Origin of the sequence: Mesorhizobium sp. M6A.T.Ce.TU.002.03.1.1, from assembly GCF_003997275.1 — a bacterium.
In the GTDB taxonomy this organism is placed as follows: Bacteria; Pseudomonadota; Alphaproteobacteria; order Rhizobiales; family Rhizobiaceae; genus Mesorhizobium; species Mesorhizobium mediterraneum.
In genome coordinates, this window is record NZ_RZTI01000018.1 from 34050 (window position 1) to 52596 (window position 18547).

General features: G+C 62.3%; 19 protein-coding genes. 8 read left to right on the forward strand and 11 right to left on the reverse strand.

Going from position 1 to position 18547, the window contains the following annotated elements:
* Positions 1 to 69: 69 nt before the first annotated feature.
* The gene (gene tdh / locus EOC93_RS08410; RefSeq protein WP_126106973.1) at positions 70 to 1104 is read right to left on the reverse strand and encodes an L-threonine 3-dehydrogenase; all 1035 of its coding nucleotides are present in this window, start codon (positions 1102 to 1104) and stop codon (positions 70 to 72) included.
* Positions 1105 to 1156: 52 nt separating this feature from the next.
* A complete protein-coding gene (locus EOC93_RS08415) occupies positions 1157 to 2344 on the reverse strand; it encodes a glycine C-acetyltransferase (RefSeq protein ID WP_095485679.1) in 1188 nt (395 codons plus the stop codon).
* A 277-nt stretch (positions 2345 to 2621) separates the two neighbouring features.
* Between EOC93_RS08415 and EOC93_RS08420 the strand changes: the two genes are divergently transcribed.
* The 3 genes from EOC93_RS08420 (at position 2622) to EOC93_RS34705 (ending at position 5498) form a co-directional block, all read left to right on the forward strand.
* A complete protein-coding gene (locus tag EOC93_RS08420) occupies positions 2622 to 4694 on the forward strand; it encodes an EAL domain-containing protein (RefSeq protein ID WP_126106974.1) in 2073 nt (690 codons plus the stop codon).
* Between the two features lie 181 nt (positions 4695 to 4875).
* Positions 4876 to 5106 carry a polysaccharide deacetylase family protein gene (locus EOC93_RS34700; RefSeq protein ID WP_245461413.1) on the forward strand — a complete coding sequence of 77 codons (231 nt, stop codon included), beginning with the start codon at positions 4876 to 4878 and terminating at the stop codon, positions 5104 to 5106.
* A 35-nt stretch (positions 5107 to 5141) separates the two neighbouring features.
* Complete coding sequence (locus tag EOC93_RS34705) at positions 5142 to 5498, forward strand: hypothetical protein (RefSeq protein WP_245458057.1); 357 nt, start codon at positions 5142 to 5144, stop codon at positions 5496 to 5498.
* A 14-nt stretch (positions 5499 to 5512) separates the two neighbouring features.
* Here the strand turns inward: EOC93_RS34705 and EOC93_RS08430 are convergent, their stop codons facing one another.
* Together EOC93_RS08430 and EOC93_RS08435 are read right to left on the reverse strand one after the other, a co-directional pair.
* Positions 5513 to 5755 carry a type II toxin-antitoxin system Phd/YefM family antitoxin gene (locus tag EOC93_RS08430; RefSeq protein ID WP_126106975.1) on the reverse strand — a complete coding sequence of 81 codons (243 nt, stop codon included), beginning with the start codon at positions 5753 to 5755 and terminating at the stop codon, positions 5513 to 5515.
* Between the two features lie 26 nt (positions 5756 to 5781).
* Positions 5782 to 6210, reverse strand: a complete 429-nt coding sequence (locus EOC93_RS08435) for a MarR family transcriptional regulator (RefSeq protein ID WP_127204354.1) — start codon at positions 6208 to 6210, stop codon at positions 5782 to 5784.
* A gap of 121 nt (positions 6211 to 6331) precedes the next feature.
* Between EOC93_RS08435 and EOC93_RS08440 the strand changes: the two genes are divergently transcribed.
* Positions 6332 to 6739, forward strand: coding sequence for a hypothetical protein (locus EOC93_RS08440; RefSeq protein WP_127204355.1), 408 nt, complete (start codon positions 6332 to 6334; stop codon positions 6737 to 6739).
* A gap of 143 nt (positions 6740 to 6882) precedes the next feature.
* Here the strand turns inward: EOC93_RS08440 and EOC93_RS08445 are convergent, their stop codons facing one another.
* Entirely contained in the window at positions 6883 to 8928 is a 2046-nt protein-coding gene (locus EOC93_RS08445) for an NADH:flavin oxidoreductase (RefSeq protein ID WP_127204356.1), read from the reverse strand.
* Positions 8929 to 9041: 113 nt separating this feature from the next.
* Between EOC93_RS08445 and queF the strand changes: the two genes are divergently transcribed.
* Entirely contained in the window at positions 9042 to 9503 is a 462-nt protein-coding gene (gene queF, locus EOC93_RS08450) for a preQ(1) synthase (RefSeq protein WP_127204357.1), read from the forward strand.
* 23 nt (positions 9504 to 9526) lie between these two features.
* Here queF and EOC93_RS08455 read toward each other — a convergent pair whose 3' ends face one another.
* The 5 genes from EOC93_RS08455 to EOC93_RS08475 all read right to left on the reverse strand — a co-directional run bounded on the left by EOC93_RS08455 (position 9527) and on the right by EOC93_RS08475 (position 15129).
* Positions 9527 to 10711, reverse strand: coding sequence for a mandelate racemase/muconate lactonizing enzyme family protein (locus EOC93_RS08455; protein ID WP_127204358.1), 1185 nt, complete (start codon positions 10709 to 10711; stop codon positions 9527 to 9529).
* A 10-nt stretch (positions 10712 to 10721) separates the two neighbouring features.
* Entirely contained in the window at positions 10722 to 11282 is a 561-nt protein-coding gene (locus EOC93_RS08460) for a hypothetical protein (protein WP_127204359.1), read from the reverse strand.
* Positions 11283 to 11286: 4 nt separating this feature from the next.
* Positions 11287 to 11766 (reverse strand): DUF3828 domain-containing protein, encoded by a 480-nt coding sequence (locus EOC93_RS08465; RefSeq protein ID WP_127204360.1) that lies wholly within the window; start codon positions 11764 to 11766, stop codon positions 11287 to 11289.
* Positions 11767 to 11886: 120 nt separating this feature from the next.
* Positions 11887 to 13536 (reverse strand): ABC transporter substrate-binding protein, encoded by a 1650-nt coding sequence (locus tag EOC93_RS08470; RefSeq protein WP_127204361.1) that lies wholly within the window; start codon positions 13534 to 13536, stop codon positions 11887 to 11889.
* A 42-nt stretch (positions 13537 to 13578) separates the two neighbouring features.
* Positions 13579 to 15129 (reverse strand): trimethylamine methyltransferase family protein, encoded by a 1551-nt coding sequence (locus tag EOC93_RS08475; protein ID WP_127204362.1) that lies wholly within the window; start codon positions 15127 to 15129, stop codon positions 13579 to 13581.
* 91 nt (positions 15130 to 15220) lie between these two features.
* Here EOC93_RS08475 and EOC93_RS08480 point away from each other — a divergent pair, with 91 nt between their 5' ends.
* A complete protein-coding gene (locus EOC93_RS08480) occupies positions 15221 to 16129 on the forward strand; it encodes a LysR substrate-binding domain-containing protein (RefSeq protein ID WP_126106983.1) in 909 nt (302 codons plus the stop codon).
* Between the two features lie 21 nt (positions 16130 to 16150).
* On the opposite strand, the gene EOC93_RS08485 is transcribed toward EOC93_RS08480, so the two are convergent.
* Positions 16151 to 17140 carry a zinc-dependent alcohol dehydrogenase family protein gene (locus EOC93_RS08485; protein WP_126106984.1) on the reverse strand — a complete coding sequence of 330 codons (990 nt, stop codon included), beginning with the start codon at positions 17138 to 17140 and terminating at the stop codon, positions 16151 to 16153.
* Positions 17141 to 17244: 104 nt separating this feature from the next.
* Between EOC93_RS08485 and EOC93_RS08490 the strand changes: the two genes are divergently transcribed.
* Both EOC93_RS08490 and mutL read left to right on the forward strand, forming a co-directional pair.
* Positions 17245 to 18147: a LysR family transcriptional regulator gene (locus tag EOC93_RS08490; protein WP_127204363.1), complete on the forward strand. Its 903-nt coding sequence runs from the start codon at positions 17245 to 17247 to the stop codon at positions 18145 to 18147.
* An 84-nt stretch (positions 18148 to 18231) separates the two neighbouring features.
* Positions 18232 to 18547 (forward strand): DNA mismatch repair endonuclease MutL (gene mutL, locus EOC93_RS34710; RefSeq protein WP_245461409.1); only part of this gene is annotated, 316 nt, incomplete at its 3' end.

Sequence of the window (18547 nt, forward strand, 5' to 3'; positions counted from 1 at the left end):
CCCTCGTGGGGGAGATGTCCGGCAGGACAGAGGGGGGCGCGAAGGATCACAACGCCTCTAGCTAGGTGCTCACCAGTCCATCACCACCTTGCCCGAATTGCCGCTGCGCATCGCATCGAACCCGGTCTGGAAGTCGTCGATGCCGATGCGGTGGGTGATTAACCCGCTGACGTCGAGCGGACCCTGCACCAGCGCAATCATCTTGTACCAGGTCTCGAACATCTCACGGCCATAGATGCCCTTGAGATGCAGCATCTTGAAGATGACCTTGTTCCAGTCGATCTCGAAGCCGGTCGACGCAATGCCCAAAATGGCGATCTTGCCACCATTGTTCATGGTGTCGATCATGTCGCGGAAGGCGGGCGCCGCACCCGACATTTCGAGGCCGATGTCAAAACCTTCGGTCATGCCGAGTGCCGGCATGATATCGCGCAGCTTTTCCTTCGACGCGTCGACCACATGCTGGACGCCGAGTTTTTTCGCCAGCGCCAGCCGCACCGGGTTGATGTCGGTGATGACCACTTTTCGCGCGCCGACGCACTGCGCCACCAGCGCACCCATAATACCGATCGGCCCGGCGCCGGTGACCAGCACGTCCTCGCCGACGAGATCGAAGGACAATGCCGTGTGCACGGCATTGCCCAGAGGATCGAAGATCGCGGCGATCTCATCGGGCACGTCGTCGGGGATCGGCACGACATTGTGCTGAGGGATTGCCAGATACTCGCCGAAGGCGCCCGGCCGGTTGACACCGACGCCGAGTGTGTTGCGGCACAGATGCCCCCTGCCCGCCCGGCAGTTGCGGCAATGGCCGCAGACGATGTGGCCTTCACCCGAAACGCGCTGGCCGACCTTGTACTCGGTCACCGCCGCGCCGAAGTCGGCGACCGTGCCGACGAATTCGTGACCGGTCACCATCGGCACCGGCACGGTCTTTTGCGCCCACTGGTCCCAATTGTAGATGTGGACGTCGGTGCCGCAGATCGCGGTCTTCTTGATTTTAATCAGAACGTCGTTCGGGCCGATTTCCGGCACCGGCACTTCTTCCATCCAGATGCCCGGCTCGGCCTTGGCCTTGACCAGCGCCTTCATCATGTTCGACATTCTTTTGTCCCTTGAATCTATTGATCTGGAAGCGCTTTTCGGTTCCGGCCGTTCAGGAAATCACACCGAGTTCGCGCCCGACCGCGCCGAACGCCTCGACCGCACGGTCGATGTCGGCGCTGGAATGGGCGGCCGACATTTGCGTGCGGATGCGCGCCTGGCCCTTCGGCACTACCGGAAACGAGAAGCCGATGACATAGATGCCGCGCTTCAGCATGCGCGCCGCCATTTCTTGCGCCAGTGTCGCATCGCCCAGCATGACGGGGATGATTGGATGGTCGGCGCCGGCCAGCGTGAAGCCGAGCTTACCCATTTCAGACCGGAAGCGTGCCGCATTGGCATAGAGGCGCTGACGCAGCGCATCGCCATTGCCGATCAGTTCGAAAACCCGGATCGAGGCGCCTGCGATCGCCGGCATCAGCGTGTTGGAAAACAGATAGGGCCGCGAGCGCTGGCGCAGCCAGTCGACCACTTGGCTCTTGCCCGATGTGTAGCCGCCAGATGCGCCGCCCAATGCCTTGCCGAGCGTGCCGGTGATGATGTCCACCCTGCCCTCGACGCCGCAATGCTCGGCCGAGCCGCGGCCGTTCTTGCCGACGAAGCCGACCGCATGGCTGTCGTCGACCATCACCATCGCGTCGTATTTCTCGGCGAGATCGCAAACGCCCTTTAGATTGGCGATGATGCCGTCCATGGAAAATACACCGTCGGTGGCGATCAGCCGAAAACGGCAATCCATTGCCTCCTTCAGCCGCGATTCCAGATCGGCCATGTCGTTGTTGGCGTAGCGGAAGCGCTTCGCCTTTGACAGCCGCACGCCGTCGATGATCGAGGCGTGGTTCAGCGCGTCGGAGATGACCGCATCCTCCTCGCCGAGCAGCGTCTCGAACAAGCCGCCATTGGCATCGAAGCAGGAGCCGTAGAGGATCGTGTCCTCCATGCCGAGGAAGCCAGAAATCGTCGCCTCGAGCTGCTTGTGCTCTTCCTGCGTGCCGCAGATGAAACGCACCGACGCCATGCCATAACCATAGCGGTCGAGTGCCTGCTTGGCCGCATCGCGCAATTCGGCACTATCGGCGAGGCCGAGATAGTTGTTGGCGCAGAAATTCAGCACCTTCTCGCCGCCCACCTCGATCTCGGCCGACTGCGTCGAGGTGATCACCCGCTCGGATTTGTAGAGGCCGGCAGATTTCAGCCCTTGAAGCTCGCTATCGATATGGGAGAGGAATGCCGCGCTCATGACTAGGCCCTGTTGAGATTGAATGGACTGTCGCCCCACGCGGGCGAAAAATCCACCGCAAAAGCGACCGTTTCGGTGACGCGACGGCCAGTGGCCAGAATGCCGCCAACGGCGGATGCTCAAATGCGTGTGCGGCGCGAAAGAACGCGATAACCATTTCGCGAGCTTTCCACCGCTACCGCTATCGCCGCTCTGTCGACTTCCAAAGCTGTTAACATTTTCAAGCCAATGGTTCTCGCACCCAAAAATCTGTCGGCGAGAGGGACCGCCCCAGAAAATGTCGCAGCAACCGGCGCAAACCATTTCGGGCAGGCTCGTCCTGTTGATCAAGGCCGGCTATTGGCTGGCGCTGCTGATCATTGCCGCCATGGTGATGGCCTCCTTCATCCTTCTCCAGCAAATGATGGCTGCCCAACGGCACAACGACACGCTGCTCGACATTGTCGGCATGCAAAAGACGCTGTCGCAACGCATTGTCTTCCTTGCCAACGCGGCAGGTGCTGCTTCGCGTGACCAACAACCGGCTCTGGTCACCGCGTTCAAACAGGCAACGGCGGAGTTCGAGAGGAACTACGACCTTCTGCTCGAGCGGGTCGTCGCCGACCCGGCGTCACCGGCAAGGTTCGATCCAAAATCAGTCGAAAGCGTACTTTTCACCAAGCCGTTTCATCTCGATTACTTCTCGGTCGGGCTCATCGCCAACGGCGAACGACTGGTTTCGGCGTTTGAATCACAATTCGGCATGGCCGACAATGGCGGCTACAAAGGCGGCGGCGAACGCGTCAACCTCGACGCTTCCATCGCCAATGCGACCCTGTCGGGCTATGCGGCACTCGGCCAGCGCATCAGCGCCCATGCCGACGCACGATCGGAAACACTTCTCGATCTCCATCGAACGCTGTTCTACACCACCATCGGCGTCATCGTGCTGGTAGCACTTTTCATCTTCAGGCCGATGTCGAACACCATTCTGCGCAAGACGCACGCACTGATCGATGCCCGCAATTCGATGGCCTTCATCGCCGTGCATGACGGCCTTACCGGCCTGCACAACCGCACCTTCCTGACCGACCATTTCGAAGCGCTGATCAAGGGTGCGCAACGTCGGCGAGAACGGCTTGCGGCGGTCCAGCTCGACCTCGACCGATTCAAGCAGATCAACGATACTCTCGGCCACGCTGCCGGCGACTATGTGCTGGTGGTGACGGCGCAGCGGATGCGCGATTCCTGCCGGGCGTCGGATCTCTGCGTGCGTCTCGGCGGCGACGAGTTCGTGATGATCCTCAATGGTGCCGGCGGCACCGAGGATATCAACATGGTCGCCAGGCGCGTGCTGACGCAGATCAACGAGCCGATCGTTTTTCGGGGCACTACCATCCTTCCGGGCGCCAGCGCCGGCGTAGCCGTCTATCCGGTCGACGCCGACAATGCGCAGGATCTGCTCGTCCATGCCGACCTCGCGCTCCACGCCGCCAAGAAGCAAAGCGGCGGCAGTCTCTCATTCTTCTCCGAGGAGTTGCGGCATGAACTCGATTACCGCAAGCAGCTCGAGCGCGACATCAGGATCGCAATCTCGGAGGAGGCGTTCCAGGTCTACTTCCAGCCGCAGGTTTCGTTGTCGAACGGCACGATCGGCGGCATCGAAGCGCTGGTTCGCTGGAAACATGCCGAGCGCGGTATGATCGCACCGGGCGAGTTCATTCCCGTCGCTGAGAAATGCGGCCTCATGTCCGCGGTCGGCCGCATCGTTATCGCCAAGGCAATCAGCGAGGCGGCCGAGTGGGACCGCGCCGGTGTTGCCTTCGGACGGCTCGCCGTCAACGTGTCCGGCTCCGAACTGCGTGAGCCCGATTTCGACGCGTTTCTCTTCGATACGCTTGAAAAGGCCGGCCTGCCGCCACAAAAACTGTCGCTGGAAATCGTCGAATCCGTCATCCTCGACGACGAGAAGACCGGCATCGCGGCAAAGCTTCGGCATATTCGCGCCGCGGGCGTCCATCTCGAGCTCGACGATTTCGGCACCGGCTACGCGTCGCTCAGCCACGTCAACCCGAACGAGATCGACCGACTGAAGATCGATCGCCGCTTCGTCCAGAACATCAATGAGAACGGCGACAATACCAAGATCGTGAGAGCCATCACCGAACTCGCCCGTGGCCTCGGCATCTCGATTGTCGCCGAGGGCGCCGAAACCGAAGCCGAGCTCGACTCGCTGATGGCGATCGGCTGCGACCAGGTGCAGGGCTATTCCATCGCCTTCCCGATGCCGCAGGACAAGGCACGCGAATGGCTGGTCGCGCGGGCACCGAAGAAAGCCAGGCTGACGGTGCTACGGGGAAGCCTGGCGTAAGGCGCCAACCTTGACAAGCCTCCTCAGAAATGGCCGCTTGTCATGATCGGAAACGGATATTCCGGATGCTGGTGCCGCTTCGCTTTGCCGTGCTGATCGTGCTGTTTTTTGCCCCGCAGGCGCCGCCGATCGCACCATCTATCTCACCTTCGATGATGGCCCGCTGACCTGCACCAATAACATTCTCGATGTGCTCGAGGCCGAGCAGGTTCCGGCGACGCTCTTTATGGTTGGCATGCATGCGCAGGCGAGCGCGCTCAACAAGGCGCTGGTGCAGCGCGCCAAGAGGATGCCGCTGGTGACGATCGGCAACCACAGCTACAGCCACGCATACAATCACTACCGGCACTTCTATGGGGACACCGAAGGGGTCGTCGCCGACATGCTGCGGGCCAACGCGGCGCTGGGCTGAAACCGTCGGTCCATGCACGGCTGCCGGGGCGCGACGTGTTCAGGCTGCTCTCGATGTCGAAGAACGACACTTCACTCGGACTGGCCGAAGAGGGCCGTGAGGATCCCGACTATGAGTTCGTCGCCGCGTCTGGCTTCTATCTCTACGGCTGGGATCATGAATGGGTTCACGAAAACAGCGGCAAGCCGGTGCGGACCGTCGACCATCTGGTCAGCGAGATCGATCATTTGTTCGACTACGGCCGCTTCGTCAAACCCGGCAAGCTGATCCTGCTGATGCATGACGAGATGTTCCAGAACGTGTTCGACGGCAAGGCGAACCTGACGGCCCTGATCAAAGCGCTGAAGCTGCGCGGTTACACTTTCGGCGCGATCTCCGATTATGACGGCTGAGCAGATTCTCCTCGTTATGATCTAGTATTGCAAGCCGGCTTGCCGGAACGAGGCGGAACATCGTCGTCATCACCGGGAAAAGTCGCCGGCAATTGTCCGAAGCTCGGCATACGCGCCAACCGTTCGTATTCTTCGAATGACAGGATCACGGCCTGCCTGCGGCCATGTCGCATGATGATGGCGGGTTCTCCCGCGACCGCCTGATCGACCAATGCTGAAAGCGTAGCACTGGCATCCTTCAACTGAATTTCGCGCATGGCATTGTCCTTAGGCCTGTCCGTTCCTAACCTTCAACATTCGCCCGCAACGCCGCCAGTACCGCAGCAAACTCCGCCAGCCTGTCGTCGGACAGCCCCTTCCGCAGCCGCTTGTCGAAGGCGAACGCGGCGATGCGCAACTTCAGGAACAGCGCCTCGCCGGCCTCGGTCAGCTCGACCTGGTGAACCCGGCGGTTTTCCGGATCGCGGCGCCGGTTCAGCAAGCCTTGCGTCTCCATCGCGTTCAGATGATGGGTCAGCGTCGCGCCCTGGATTCCGATCATGCCGGCGAGCTCGCGCTGGTTGGCCAGTTCGCGCGACTTGACCGACAACAGAGTGACCCAGACCGGCAGCGTGCCGCCTGCCTCGACCAAGGCGGCGTCGAAGGCCTGAGCGACCACCTTGGCGGTGCGCGCGAGATTCATGCCGACTGGCGGGCGGTCAAATGGCGTCATGATCCGACACTAGAGCAAGGGAAAGGTCGATGGAACTGGCCCATGTCTTATACATTGACATCTAATCATTTGATATCTAATCTTTAGGGCAGCAGCGGCGGGCACAGGAGGAAAAGCGATCATGCAATATGTCTACATCGTCGTCCTCGGCCTTCACGTCATGGCGGGCGTGTTCTGGGCCGGCACCACCATCGCGGTTGGCCGCGACCCAGACATCCGGGCGGAACGGTTCTTTCGGCCGCAAATGGGCGCGGCCGGCATGGTGTTCCTCACCGGCATACTGCTCTGGTATTTTTTCCATGAAGGCGTTTTCGGCTCGATGGAGAAAGTTCTGGCCCTGGGTATCGCGACGGCCCTGATTGCCGCCGGTGTTCAGGGCGTGCTCGTCGGCTCCGCCAGCAGACAACTGGCCGGCGCCGACGCCGCGACGCAAACCCATTTGCGCGCGAAGATGACACGAGGCGAACGCATCGCCGGCGGGCTGCTGGTCATCACTGTGTTCTGCATGGCCACCGCCAGGATGTTTTGAGCGGCGCTACCGCGATCCAATTCACGAGATCGTACGGTGCCCGGCTCCAGCCGGCGGCGTGCGCGGCGCGCACCGGGCCTAAGCGGAAGGTGGCTCTCCCTGCGAAGGGTTCGGCTGCGCGCCACCATTCAATCCAGCGACGCTCAGATCCGCAGGCCGAACCGGATGCCGTCATAAATGGCGGCGTGGATGTTGCGCGAGGCGACCGCGTCGCCGATGCGGAAAAGCACGAAACCGCCTTGCGGATTGCGTGCCGGAAAAATGTCGCCACCACTGACCAGCCGCTCGTAATCGACCGCGCCGCCGTTTTTCGACAGCGGTTTGAGTGCGAGATAGAGATCGTCGAGCGGCAGCGTGCCGTGCTCGACCACCACCTGATCGACCCGCCGCTCGCCGCGCCAGCCGTCTGCGAAGTCGGAGGCAAGCGCGGCGACCAGTTGATTGCCCTCGCGCCGCACCGAGCGCAGCCGCGTGTTGATGGTGATGGTCACGCCCTTTTCCTGGAAGGCGCGCATATAGGGCACGTGGTTCATGCCGCCCATTTCCGGGGCGAAGAAGCGCTCGGGCGAAACAAGCTCCAGCTTCGAACCCGCGGTCGCGATCAGCTCTGCCGCGCCCATGCCCTGATGGCCGCCATTGTCGTCGTAGAGCAGCACGTTTTCGGCCGGCTTGATGCTGCCGGCCATGATGTCCCAACTGGAAGTGACGAGGCTATCGCCTGCCACCAGCGGTGGGTTTTGCGGCAGGCCGCCGGTGGCGACCACCACCACGTCGGGGGACAGCGCCAGCACGTCGTCCTTCTCCGCCCAGGTGTCGTAGCGGATCTCAACGCCGAGCCGGTCGAGCTCGGCCAGCCGCCAGTCGATGATGCCGATCAGCTCCTTGCGGCGCGGGTTCTGTGTCGCCAGCCGCACCTGGCCGCCGGCCTGGCTCGACGCTTCCAGCACCGTGACCTCATGCCCGCGCTCGGCCGCGACGCGCGCCGCCTCCAGGCCGCCTGCACCGGCGCCGACGACGACCACCTTCCGTTTCGGTCCCTCGGTTCTCGGGATGATGTGCGGAATATCAGCCTCGCGGCCGGTTGCCGCATTGTGGATGCACAGCGCCTCGCCACCCTCATAGATGCGGTCGAGGCAGTAGGTGGCGCCGACGCAAGGCCGGATCTCGTGCTCGCGGCCCTCCATCACCTTTCTGACGATATGCGGATCGGCGATGTGGGCGCGCGTCATGCCGACCATGTCGAGCTTGCCGGTGGCGATGGCATGGCGGGCGGTGGCGACATCGGAAATGCGCGCCGCATGGAAGGTCGGGAATTTTGTCGCCGCCCTCACCTCGCCGGCGAAGTCGAGATGCGGCGAGGCGCGCATGCCGGTCACGGGGATGACCCTAGTCAGCGCGGCATCGGTTTCGATCGAGCCGCGGATGATGTTGAGAAAATCAACCTTGCCGGAGCCGGCCAGCCGCCTGGCGATCTCGACGCCTTCCTGTTTCGACAAGCCTTTTTCGAAATCCTCGTCGGCGACCATGCGAATGCCGACGACGAACTTTTCGCCGACCGCCGACCGCACGGCGTCGAGCACCATGCCGGTGAAGCGCAAGCGGTTGTCGAGCGAGCCGCCGAAATCGTCATCGCGCTGGTTGGTGGCCGGCGACCAGAAGCCATCCATCAAATGGCCATAGGCCTCGAACTCGAAGCCATCGAGGCCGGCAGCCTGGCAGCGCTGGGCGGCCGCGGCATAGTCGGCAATGATGCGCTCCATGTCCCAGTCCTCGATCGTCTTCGGGAAGGCGCGGTGCGCCGGCTCGCGCACCGGGGAAGCTGAAAGCACCGGCAGCCAGTCGGCCTTGTTCCAGCCGGTACGGCGGCCGAGATGGGTGATCTGGATCATCACCTTGCAGTCATGCTCGTGGCAGGCATCGGCGAGTTCAGTGAGCCACGGCACGATGCGGTCGTCATAGACGTGCAGATTGCCGAACGCGGCCGGACTGTCGCGCGAGACGATCGCCGAGCCTGCGGTCATGGTCAGCGCCATGCCGCCTTTGGCCTTTTCGGCGTGGTAGAGCCGGTAGCGCTCTTTCGGCATGCCATCCTCGGAATAGGCCGGCTCGTGACTGGTCGACATGACCCGGTTCTTCAGCGTCAAATGTTTGAGCTGATAAGGCTGGAGAAGCGGATCGTTGCTGGTCATCGTGGCCCTGCTGTTTCAAATTGTGCTAATGAGCGGGAAATTTTTGTTTTTCGCCTGTCGTTATCCTAAAACCGCTGCGCAGTTTTGGGCGACATGCAGTAAGGAAACCGCCCATGACCGATACGAAGAACCTTACTCAGCTCGGCACCAACGTCGAGGCGCCACGGAGCCCTGAAGCGGCAGTCCTTGAAACCGTGCCATTTTCGCGCGGCGACGGGCCGCCAGCCATCGTTCGCTTCACCTGCCCGGAATTCACCACGCTCTGCCCGGTAACCGGCCAGCCGGATTTCGCCCATATCGTCATCGACTATGCACCCGACACGCTGCTGGTGGAATCGAAGTCGCTCAAGCTGTTCATGGCCTCGTTTCGCAACCATGGCGCCTTCCACGAAGAGTGCACCGTTATGATCGGCCGCCGCATTATCGCCGCGACCAAACCACTGTGGTTGCGCATTGGCGGCTATTGGTATCCGCGCGGCGGCATTCCCATCGACGTGTTCTGGCAGACCGGCGCGCCGCCGGAAGGCGCGTGGCTGCCCGACACCGGTGTCGCACCCTATCGCGGGCGCGGGTGAGTTTCGAAACGATCGATCTCGCATCAGTTGAGCGGCAGCCGCCGGTAGCGGCCGAGATTGTTCGGGTCGCTGAAATGGCCCATGGGCCCGTGCTCGGCGAAGTGCCCCGCCCAGCGCTTCATCGCGGCTGGGTCGAGTTCGACACCCAGTCCATCGCCCTCCGGCACGCGCACCGTGTTGCCGGTCTGCCGGAAAGGACCATCCTTGATGACATCGCCGATCTGCCAGCGAAACAGCGATTGCGATGCTTCGGTGATCCACGGCGTCGCCGCCACGACATGCAGATAGGCTGACGTCATGATGCCGAGATCGTTCGAGTAGCACCAGAACCCCTTGCCCATCGCCTCACAGGCGGCGATGAATTTCAGGGTTCTCGACAATCCGCCGAGTGCTGCGAAGTTGCAGACGAAGTAATCCGGCGCGCCAAGCGCGACCGCTCGTCTGAGATCGGGAATGTGTGTGGAGAACGGAATGCGCGAATGCTGGCGCAGCGCTGCCATCTCCTCGAAGGTCGCGACCGGATCCTCGTAATTGCGGATGTTGAACGGTTCGATCTCGCGCAGCACCCAGCGCGCGGTGGTCAGCGACCACTGCATGTTGGAATCGAGCTTGATCTGTGCCTTCTCGCCGAGCGCCTCGCGCAACATCCGCACCGTCCGGATCTCAAGCTCGGGATCGCCCATGATCAACTTGCCTTCGAAGATCGTCGAGCCATGCTGCTCGCGCATCCTCAGGCAGTAGTCGACGATCGCTTCGGGCGTCATCTCGCCGCCCGCCCCGTCCTGTGCGGGACGAAAGGCGAAATACTCCGAAAACGGAATGTCCTTGCGGACCGCGCCGCCAAGCAGCTTGTAGAGCGGCATGCCGAACACCTTGCCTCTGATGTCCCACAATGCCAGCTCGACGGCTCCGAACGCCACGGATGCGGCATTCTCGCCGGTGTTGGCGGTGATCTGCCAGGGCGGCACGCAGCGCGCCTCGCAGTCGGCGATGTCGAGCGGATCGGCGCCGATCAGCGCCGGCGCGATCTCGGCCTTGATCACTTCGCCGAAATGCCACCAAGGCGCCTCGCCCAGTCCGACCACGCCTTCCTCGGTCTCGACCTCGATGATCGACTTCGAGGCGCCGCCATAAAGCCCGGCCGTCCACCAGAACGGCGCGTCTAGCGGAACGTTGACATGGGTGACGCGAACGTTGGTGATCTTCATCGCTTACCTCTCACTCGCACTGGTATTGGCTGAGCGCCCATTCGCCGGTCACCGACAGAAGGTCCGATATCTTCCAGTCGCCGTCGATCTTCTTGAGTTTCCATTCCAGCCGGTGGGGGTTGCCCTCGACAACGAAAGCGACGACGACCTTGGCCTCGTCGCCATTGACAGCTTCGATGGTCTTCAGGCTCCTGTCGATCTCGGCTTTGTCGTACGCCGCATTATCCAGCGCCATATTGGGATCGAGGCATTCGCCCTGCCCCGACTTCCGCAGCGTATCGCTCTTGTCGAGCACCGATTTCGCCGGATCGGCGAAGTGGCTGCGCTGGGCCGGATCGAGCTCGAGCCCGACATGCTCGTAAAACGGCTTCACCACCGCCGTTGGCGAACCCGGCTGCACCGGCGCGGCCGCGGCGCTGTCAGTCGGCTGAGACGCGGCCGGCGAGGTTGCAGGTGCCGCATTGTCGGCCGGCGCGTTCGCGGGCGGCGCGCCGAACAGGCCCTGAGCAGCGGCGCTGCTCAACCCCGCCGCCAGCAGGCACACAGTCGCCAGAGCCAGGGCGCGGGCCATGGCATCACTCCGGAGTCTGGCCAGCCAGGCATTCGAGCGCACTCAGCGTCCAGCCGTTGGTCTTCGAGGTGATGTCGGCGATCTTCCACTGGCCGTCGATCTTCTTGAGCGACCAGACCATTTCGCGTTTGGATTCATCACCTTCCGGGAAAAGGTTGAACGTCGCCGTCACCTCGGCGCTATCGCCATCCACTGCTTCAGACAGCTTCAACGTCTCGGCGACCGTCTTCTCGTCGAAATCCTGGGCGTCGAGACCGGGGGCGAAGTCGATGCAAGGCACCTCGTCCGGCTTGTTCTTCTTTGCCTGGTCGTTGAGGTCGAACAGCTTGGTCACCGGCTCGGTGAAGCGGTCGCGGTATTGCGCGTCCGCCTCGAATTTGACCTCGGGCATGTAGAAGAACTTCACCGCATTGGATGCCGGCCCGGCCAGAGCGGCCGCAGGCGCTGCGATCGAGAGGGCGGCGGCAAGCGCAGTCAGTCTCATCCGATAATCTCCAGGCTTTCGTGGTGGGAACCGTTCAATACCACGAATCCTGCATCCCGGCTTTTTTGCGGCCCATGAATTCCCCTTGGGCGTTAACTCAGGCGCGCTTTGGGCGTTACCTCAGGCGTCCAGCCAGACGTTCTGGAGATCCATCTCGAAAGTCTGGTGCACAGCGTAATTCTTCACCTTCTTGTTCATGTGGCTGTACAGCTTCTGCCAGAACGGCTGAATGATGACGCCCGAATCCTGCAGGATCTGCTCGACATCCTTCATGACCTCGCGGCGCTTCTCCACGTCGATGAGCGAGAGGGCCTGTTTGAGCTTGGCGTCGAAATCAGGATTCGAATACGCCGTTTCGTTCCAGGCCTCGCCGGTGCGATAGCCGAGCGCCAGCACCTGAACGCCGAGCGGACGCATGTACCAGATGGTCATGGAATAGGGGTACTTCGTCCAGTCGTTCCAGAAGGTCGACCCCGGCAGCACCGTGCGTTTCACCTTGATCCCGGCTTCGCGCAGCTGGCCGGCAATCGCGTCGCCTGTGTTCTTTTGCCAATCGTCCTCGACAGTGATCAGCTCATGCTCGAAGTCGGCCTGTCCGGCGTCGGCCATCAGCTTCTTGGCGCCCGCCGCGTCGCGCGTCTTTTTGGGCAGCGGGTAGTATTCCGGATGGATCGGGCTGACGTGGTGGTTTTCACCTGGGGTGCCTCGCCCGGCGTAGCCAAGTTGAAGCACGGCATTGTTGTCGACGGCCATTTGCAGGGCATTGCGCACTCGCTGGTCATCGTAGGGCTTGTGCGTGATATTGGTTCGGGCAACGAGCGTCGTCGCTGTCGCGACCTCCGATTTCTCCAGCCCCATCTTGTCGAGGATGTCGATGAAGTCGGCGGGTGTCTCGAAATTGACGTCGATCTCGCCGGAGTCGAATGCATTCACCGAGGCGTTGAAGTCGGTGCCGTAGTCGACGAATTCGACACTGTCGAGCGGCGCTTCACCGCCCCACCATTTGCCATTCTCACGACGCTTGACGATTGCGTTCTGGCCGACCGAATAAGACACGAGTTCGAAAGGCCCGGTGCCGATCGGCTTGGCGATCGGATCGGCGCCGTCGGCATCGAATTTGCGATGGACCACGAGCGCCGGATAGTCGGTGAAGTTCGGGATCAGCGAGATATCAGGTTCGTTCAGCTTCAGCTTGACCGTGTTGTCATCGACCTTGGTGATTGCCCCTTCCCTGGCCTTGCCGGTTTTTGCGTCGATCAGCGCACCGACGCGAGCGGCCATTGAATTACCGGCGGCTTCCTTCTCGCACCAGCGCGTCAGATTGTAGACAACGTCATCGGCGTTGAAAGCATCGCCGTTGTTCCAGGTGATGCCCTTGCGCACATGCAGCACATATTCGGTGGCGTCGTCGTTGACGTCCCAGCTCTCGAGCAAGACCGGCTCGAAAGTGAATTCGCGCGTGTAGCGGACAAGCGGCTCCAGCCAGCAGCGCGAAATGTTCGCAAGCTCCACCCAGTCGTAAGTGCGCGGGTCCTTCTGTGCCTTCACCGACATCGAAACGCGCAGCGTCCCGCCCTTCTTCGGCTCTTCGGCCAAGGCCCGCTCCGGCACGGCAAGGCCGATCATGCCATAGGCAAGGGCCGTCGATGCCCCAAAGGCGCTTGCCAGCGCCAGAAATTCGCGCCGGTCCATCCGGCCGGCGCGAACATCTTCACCCATCGCCTCGATCGCATTCGGCACGCGATCACCGTTGCTTCTGAAGAAGGCCATTTTTTTCTCCCTGTGGTTCCCGTTGGGTCTTCGCCCGTTGCATCAACTAATGCTGTCCGGCAGCCGCTCCTCGCGCTGCGCGATGAAATCTTTCAAGCCGTCGGCGATGCCCTCATCGAGCTTCGGCTCCTCATAATCGGCGAGCATGTTGCGCGCTTTCTCGCGCCCCCGGGTATCGTGGTCCTTTGCCCCTTCGGCCTTCCACTGTTCGAACGAATTGAAGTCCATGATGCTCGGTATGAAGAAGGCAGACTCGAAATGGTCGAGCGTGTGCTGGGTGCCGAGGAAATGGCCCTGCGGCCCGACCTCGCGGATCGCTGCCATCGCCTCCTTGAAATCGTCGAACGGCAGACCGCCAGCATATTTGTACCAGCCGACAAGCTGTTCGCAGTCCGTGGCAAATTTCGAATAGCCGCAGGTCAGGCCGGCCTCGAGCCAGCCGGCGGAGTGCCAGATGTAGTTGGCGCCGGCAAGGATGGCGGCATGCATCAGCATGTTCGCCTCGTAGCCCGCCTGGGCGTCGTTCAGCTTCGACCCGACATGGAATCCGGACGTGCGCCAGGGCAGCCGGTACTTCCGCGCCAGTGCCCCCATCAGATACATCATCTGGGCGGCCTCCGGCGTGCCGCCCATGGGGGCACCAGTCTTCATGTCGACAGTGACCATGAACTGCCCGTAGATCTGCGGCGAACCCGGACGCAGGAGCTGTGTGAAGGCGATACCTGCCAGCGCTTCCGCATTGACCTGCGCGACCGCTCCCACGGCCGATGCCGAAGTCGAGGCGCCGCAAAGCGCGAAGGGCGCCAGGATCAGCGGCTGGTTGTGGCGCGCATAGACCTTCATCGCGTCCAGCATGGTGGCGTCCCAGACCAACGGCGAGTTGCAGTTGGTGATCGACACCAGCACCGGATTGTCTCGGACATAGTCCTCGCCGAACACGATGCCCGCCATCGCCATCGTGTCTTCGGCTCGTTCCCTGGAGGTCACGATGCCCATGAACGGCTTGTCGGAGTGCTTCAGCGCTGAATGGATGATGTGGAGGTGACGCTTCGGCACGGCAATTTCCATCGGCTCGCAGATGACCGAGCTCGACGAGTGCAGCGCAGGCGCCATGTAGGCGAGCTTGTGGAAATTGTTGAGGTCGGCGAGTGTGCCGTAGCGCCTGTTGTTGTCGAGGTCACGCACGTAAGGCGCCCCATACATCGGCACAAATATGGAGTTGTTTCCGCCGACGCGAACCGAACGCTCGGGGTTGCGCGCATTGAGCGTGAATTCCGGCGGGACCTTCGAGACGAGTTCCATTAGAAGAGCGCGGTCGATGCGGACACGTGTCTCGGAGACATCGGCGCCCGCCGCCTTCCACAACGCGATCGCCTCGTCGTCACGGAACTCGCATCCCACTTCTTCGAGGATGGAGAGCGACTCCTGGTGGATCAGCTCCACCGCCTCATCCGGGACCATTTGATATACCGGAATCTTACGGACCAAGGTTGGAAATGACGCCATGGGAGTTCCCCGCAGCGCCTTGCGCCCCAGGCGGCCGCCGCTGCGGCGGTTCGTGTGTTCGCTCACTTCAACGGCCGGTGCGTTCATGACCACTCCATCCTCCCCAGGCACTCAACTTAGCGAGACGAAATATGACTGTGACGCTGGAAAATCCTGATCTCTTGTATAAGCTCTGCTTATGCGAAGCCTGCGCCACCTATTGCCATCGGCCGGCAGCCTGATCGTCTTCGAGGCCGCCGGGCGGCTGTCGAGCTTCACCGCCGCGGGGCGCGAGCTCGGCATGACGCAGGCCGCCGTCTCCTATGCGGTGCGCGGGCTGGAGGAAAAGCTCGGCGCCAAACTCTTCCAGCGGCGCCACCGGCAGGTCAGCCTGACCGAGGCCGGCGAGCGTTTCCACGCCGACGTCTCGCTCGGCCTCTCGCATATCCGCAAGTCGGCCGAGGACCTGCGCCAGCAGGCGACCGGCGGCCATGTTACGCTTGCCGCTTCGACCGCCTTCGGCTCGTTCTGGATGATGCCGCGCCTGCAGCAGTTCCGCGACGAATTGCCGGGCATTGACCTGCGTATCCAGACCGCTGACCGCGACCTCGACATTATCGCCGAGGGCATTCCGCTCGCTGTGCGCGGTGGCGAGCCCCGGGAGTGGCCGGACTATCATTGCCTGCCGCTGGCCGACGAGGAAATCTTTCCCGTTGCCGGCGCCAGCTATGTGGCGAAGTTCGGCCTGCCGCAAACCGTCGAGGAATTGGCGTCACACCGCCTCATCCATCTCGAGGAGCCGTTTCGCGAGGCGGCGAGCTGGGAGGAGTGGTTCCACTCCGCCGGGGCCAGCCTGAAGGAGGCCGACGCCGGGCGAGGCTTGCGCATCAACGACTATGCGCTGGTGATTCAGGCGGTCATGGAGGGGCAAGGCATCGCGCTCGGCTGGCGGCATCTGGCCGAGCGACTGCTGGCATCGGGCCTGCTGGTGAGCGCCACCAGCCATGTGATGAGAACCGGCACGCGCTTCTACATCATCTGGCCGAAGAACCGCGAACTCAGCGACAATGCCCGCAAGGTTCGGGACTGGCTGGCCGCGCAGGCATGAGGCCATCCCGATAGTGCCCGGTCAAACCGTCACGACAATCTTGCCGAATTGTTCGTTCGATTCGAGAAAGCGATGCGCCTCGACGATCTGGTCGAACGGAAAGGTCCTGGAGATTACCGGCTTTAGCGCTCCCGACATCAATCCGTCGAGGATGAACGCCTTGGCAGCCTCCAACTTCGCCGGATCGCCAGTGATTTCGTGGACGAGATAGCCGCGCAGCGTCAGCGTCTTGGCCAGCACGGCGAACAGCGGGAACGGCGTCGGCTCGAGGCTCAAGCCGCCATATTCGATGAGAATGCCGCCGCGTGCCATCGCCGCCGTCAGCGGCTCGAATATCGGGCCGCCGACCGCGTCGAGCACCACTTGGATGTTGTCCGGGCCGGCGATTTCCTTCAGCCGGGCCTCCAGGTCTTCGTCCGCTGAAGCGATGACGTGGGCTGCGCCGAACTCGAGCAAGGCCTGCTTCTTGGCAGATGACCGCGTGACCGCGATCGGGGTCGCACCAACCATGTTGGCGATCTGGATCGCTGCAAGTCCGACACTGCTCGATGCTGCGGTGATGACGACAAAATCATCCCTGCTGAGCTTGGCAATGTCGATCAATGCGCCATAGGCGGTGAGATATTGCATCCAGACGGCCGCCGCCTCTTCCCAGCTGAGCGACGGCGGGTGCTTGACCACGAGATTGGCGGGATATGTGGCAATCTCGCCATAGGCGGGCCAGCAGGACATCGATTGTGGCGGCACGACGCTGACGGCGTCACCTGGCGCAAAACCGTGCACGCCTTCGCCGACCGCTTCGACGACACCCGCTGCCTCAAGGCCAAGACCGGAAGGCAATGGCGGCGTCTGGATATAAGTGCCCGAACGCAGCAGCGCCTCGGCCCGGTTGAGCCCCAACGCCTTGACCCGGATCTGGATCTCGCCCCGACCTGGCCCAGGAATATCGACATTCTCGATGCGCAGAACCTGGGGACCACCATGCTCATGAAAACGAACAACACGTGCCATCCGGTCATAACTCCAAAGTATTTGAACCGAATAGGCTATGCCAGCGGCCGTCTGGCAGATAAATAGCTGCTTGGACAGAACAGTAGAAACTGGGAGTTTTGAATATGGATCGCCTTACGAGCATGGCCGTGTTCGTCAAAACCGTCGATCTGGGCTCGTTCGCGGCGACCGCTGCCGCTCTGGATCTGTCCGGACCGATGGTCGGCAAGCATGTTCGGTTTCTCGAGGAGCGTCTGGGCGTGCGCCTCATCAACCGGACCACTCGCCGCCAGAGCCTGACAGACTTCGGGCGCGCCTATTATGAGCGTTGCCGAATGGTAATCGCTGAAGCCGAGGCCGCGGATGCGCTCGCGGCCGATCAACTTTCCGAACCACGCGGAAAGCTGCGCGTCATCATGCCGGTGCATTTCGGCCGGCGCTGCGTTGCTCCGATCCTGCTGGAACTGGCGCAGCAATATCCCTCGCTCGAACTCGACCTGTCGTTCAGCGACCCCCTCGCCGATCTTGCAGAGGATGGCTGCGATCTTGCCATCCGGACCGGCAATCTGGAAGACCAGGCCGGCGTGATGGCGCGTCGCATCGCGCGACAGCGCATGGTCGTCTGCGCGTCGCCATCCTATCTGGAGATGCACGGGTGGCCACAGCAGATAGGGGATCTCGGCAGCCACCAGGCCATCATCTACCGCCGTTCGGGCCGTGTCGTTCAACCATGGCTGTTTCCGCGCAATGGCCAGCCTGCGCTGGAGGTCATGCCGGTCAGCCGCTTGCGGCTCGACGACCTCGATGCGATCGCCGATGTCGCGGCCGCCGGCATGGGGCTTGCCTGGCTGCCATACTGGCTGGTTCGTGAGCGCATTCAGGCCGGCGCACTTGTCCCGCTGCTGCCGGAACAGCCGGGATTTCTTTACGACGCCTATGCGCTATGGCTGCAGACGCCTCACTTGCCGCTGAAGGTCCGTCTTGCCGTCGACGCGCTGGCGGCTGGATTGCCCAGGCTCATGACGTGAAGAGCGCGGTCCGTTCGCGGTAAGCCGCGGATTCCTTAATTCTACCTCTCCCGTATGGGCCGCGAATCCGCCTATAGTGCCCTCATGCCCATTCGCCAGCTCTCCGAAACGATGATCAACCAGATCGCCGCCGGCGAAGTCATCGAGCGTCCGGCAAGCGTGGTCAAGGAACTGGTCGAGAACGCGCTAGACGCGGGCGCTGCCAGAGTCGAGATCGTCACCGCCGGCGGCGGGCTCAACCTGATCCGCGTCACCGACGACGGCTCGGGCATCCCGGAAAAGGAACTGGCGCTGGCGATCGCGCGCCATTGCACATCGAAACTCGCCGACAACATCCACGACATCCGCTCGCTCGGTTTTCGCGGCGAGGCGCTGCCGTCGATCGGCTCGGTGGCGCGGC

Bases quoted from the DNA above. Each gene is read 5' to 3' on its own strand.
- tdh (WP_126106973.1), bottom strand. From the start codon at position 1,104: ATGTCGAACATGATGAAGGCGCTGGTCAAGGCCAAGGCCGAGCCGGGC.
- EOC93_RS08415 (WP_095485679.1), bottom strand. From the start codon at position 2,344: ATGAGCGCGGCATTCCTCTCCCATATCGATAGCGAGCTTCAAGGGCTG.
- EOC93_RS08420 (WP_126106974.1), top strand. From the start codon at position 2,622: ATGTCGCAGCAACCGGCGCAAACCATTTCGGGCAGGCTCGTCCTGTTG.
- EOC93_RS08430 (WP_126106975.1), bottom strand. From the start codon at position 5,755: ATGCGCGAAATTCAGTTGAAGGATGCCAGTGCTACGCTTTCAGCATTG.
- EOC93_RS08435 (WP_127204354.1), bottom strand. From the start codon at position 6,210: ATGACGCCATTTGACCGCCCGCCAGTCGGCATGAATCTCGCGCGCACC.
- EOC93_RS08440 (WP_127204355.1), top strand. From the start codon at position 6,332: ATGCAATATGTCTACATCGTCGTCCTCGGCCTTCACGTCATGGCGGGC.
- EOC93_RS08445 (WP_127204356.1), bottom strand. From the start codon at position 8,928: ATGACCAGCAACGATCCGCTTCTCCAGCCTTATCAGCTCAAACATTTG.
- queF (WP_127204357.1), top strand. From the start codon at position 9,042: ATGACCGATACGAAGAACCTTACTCAGCTCGGCACCAACGTCGAGGCG.
- EOC93_RS08455 (WP_127204358.1), bottom strand. From the start codon at position 10,711: ATGAAGATCACCAACGTTCGCGTCACCCATGTCAACGTTCCGCTAGAC.
- EOC93_RS08460 (WP_127204359.1), bottom strand. From the start codon at position 11,282: ATGGCCCGCGCCCTGGCTCTGGCGACTGTGTGCCTGCTGGCGGCGGGG.
- EOC93_RS08465 (WP_127204360.1), bottom strand. From the start codon at position 11,766: ATGAGACTGACTGCGCTTGCCGCCGCCCTCTCGATCGCAGCGCCTGCG.
- EOC93_RS08470 (WP_127204361.1), bottom strand. From the start codon at position 13,536: ATGGCCTTCTTCAGAAGCAACGGTGATCGCGTGCCGAATGCGATCGAG.
- EOC93_RS08475 (WP_127204362.1), bottom strand. From the start codon at position 15,129: ATGAACGCACCGGCCGTTGAAGTGAGCGAACACACGAACCGCCGCAGC.
- EOC93_RS08480 (WP_126106983.1), top strand. From the start codon at position 15,221: ATGCGAAGCCTGCGCCACCTATTGCCATCGGCCGGCAGCCTGATCGTC.
- EOC93_RS08485 (WP_126106984.1), bottom strand. From the start codon at position 17,140: ATGGCACGTGTTGTTCGTTTTCATGAGCATGGTGGTCCCCAGGTTCTG.
- EOC93_RS08490 (WP_127204363.1), top strand. From the start codon at position 17,245: ATGGATCGCCTTACGAGCATGGCCGTGTTCGTCAAAACCGTCGATCTG.